The sequence below is a fragment of the Micromonospora sp. NPDC049580 genome (assembly GCF_040675595.1).
Classification (GTDB): domain Bacteria; phylum Actinomycetota; class Actinomycetes; order Mycobacteriales; family Micromonosporaceae; genus Micromonospora.
Genome location: NZ_JBFAPG010000721.1, coordinates 1 through 2,126, shown reverse-complemented (window position 1 = coordinate 2,126; position 2,126 = coordinate 1). Strand labels below are relative to the sequence as shown.

General features: G+C 68.4%; 1 protein-coding gene. It reads left to right on the top strand.

The window, feature by feature from the left end; translation table 11 throughout:
* The first annotated feature begins 174 nt into the window (after nucleotides 1–174).
* Nucleotides 175–2,094, top strand: coding sequence for a hypothetical protein (locus AB0J68_RS31380; RefSeq protein WP_363942415.1), 1,920 nt, complete (start codon nucleotides 175–177; stop codon nucleotides 2,092–2,094).
* Nucleotides 2,095–2,126: the final 32 nt, after the last annotated feature.

Genomic DNA, 2,126 nt, shown 5'->3' with positions numbered 1-2,126 from the left:
GCGGGGCGCGACCGCCACCGGCAACACCGCCTGCGCCATTCAAACAACAACAATCCGTCCGGGCGGCTCCCCGGCCCCCCGAACGGGGGTTGCCGCCCGTCAACCTCCCAGGGTTTGATGCGCTTGATCATCCGTTCAGCGGAGCGGATGGCACACGGGGAGGAACATTCCACTGTGATCAGATCAAGGCCGCGCCGTGCCGTCGTCGGCACACTCGCGCTGGCGATGGGCGTCAGCGGGCTCAGTCTCATCTCCACCGCGAGCGCCGCCGTCGCGGCACCGCACTACGACGGCCCGCCGGCCGTGCAGGTCGGCTGGACCGACTCGGCGACGCCGAAGAAGGCATACCCCATCGACAGCGAGACCAACATTCCGCTCGGCACCTGGCAGGACGACGCGGGCAAGAGCCACACCTCCCGGGTGTACACCACGTACGACCTCTCCGCCTACGAGGGCAAGAAGATCTACGGCGCGAATGTGTTCCTCGACGAGCGCAGCGCCGCCGACTGCAGCAAACGGGCCGTCGAAATCTGGCGGACGAAGCCGGTCACCGCGACGCCGACCTGGAACCGGGCACCCGAACCGCTCACCAAGCTCGGCGAGGTCCTCACCCCGGCACAGTTCTGCCCTGGGGCCTCCATCACCTTCGACGTCGGCGCGGCGGTGCAGGATGCGGTGGCGCACCGGCAGCGTCACATCACCTTCGAGATCCGGGTGCCGGAGCAGTTCGAGAGTGACGCCTCCTACGGCCGAGGGCTGCACCCGTACCGCGGCGTCAAGTTGACCACCCAGTTCAACTCCGTGCCACAGATCGACAGCGCCCACCTCTACAACGGTGGTCTTGCCTGCACGCAACTGAAGCCGTATCCGCGCATCAGCGGGTTCGCCACGGTGCTACAGGCCGTCGGTTCCGACGCCGACGGGGACGACGAGCGCGCCGTCAAGACCGAGGTCGCCATCTGGCCCAAGGCCACGCCGGACGCTCGCCAGACGTTCATCGGCGAGCACGGCATCTCCGGTCGGGCCAACACGGTCAACCTGCCCGAGGGCACCCTCACCGACGGCGAGTCGTACGCTTGGCAGGCCCGGGTGACCGACGGCGCCGACACCTCGGCGTGGTCGAAGAAGTGCTTCTTCACCTACGACCGCACCGCGCCCGGCGTGCCGACCGTCACCTCGTCCAACTACCCAGCGGACGGCACCGGAGAGCATGCGCCGGCCGGCGTGCCGGCCGTCTTCACCTTCTCCGGCAACGGCAACAAGGACGTGGCCGGCTTCCGGTACTCCTGGCGCGGCCTGGGTGTCAACACCTGCTCGGCCAGCGGTGAATACGGTCAACTGGTCTGCTTCGATCCGTTCAGCAGCTCGGGGGCGGTCAAGGCGAACACCGCCGGTGGGTCCGCGACCGTGACGGTCAACCCGATCGGCTTCGGGCCACAGACATTGACCGTCCGTTCCATCGACCTCGCCGGCAACGTCTCGCAGACCGTCGAGTACCGCACCTTCGTGCCGTGGACCGCACCTGAGATCCAGGTGGAGAGTGGTCAGCCCGAGTGGGGGCAGGAGGTGGTGCTGAAGTTCGTACCGGCACCCGGTGTCACCGGCGTCCGTGAGTACGAGATCACCCTGGACGGCGGGGACCCGGAGAAGCGGCCGGCCCAAGAGGACGGCACGGGCTACTTCAGCTTCGTCGCCAACAGGGTGGACGGGCACAACATCACGGTCCGCAGCCTCAGCGACAACGGGTTCGTCTCACCGGAGAGCAACTGGTCCACGTACTTCGACCCCGGCCCCGGGGTGAAGTCCGACGTCTACTACTCGCCGGACGGTTCGCCGGTCGGCGGGGTGGGGGTCGAGGGCACCTTCACCTTCTCCCCGCCGCCGGGCTGGACGGACACCGCGGCCTACCGGTACAGCTTCAACAATGCCGAGGCGATCGAGGTGGCGGCCGACGCGAACGGCCGGGCCACGATCACCTGGACGCCGACCGCCAGCGGGTTCATGGACCTGACCGTCTACGCCGTCCGCGCCGACGGCACGCTCAGTGACTACCCGAACTGGTACTACTTCGACGTGGCGGCCTCCGCCTCCTGACGTACCCCGCGGGGGTGGCCACCGGTGTGGCC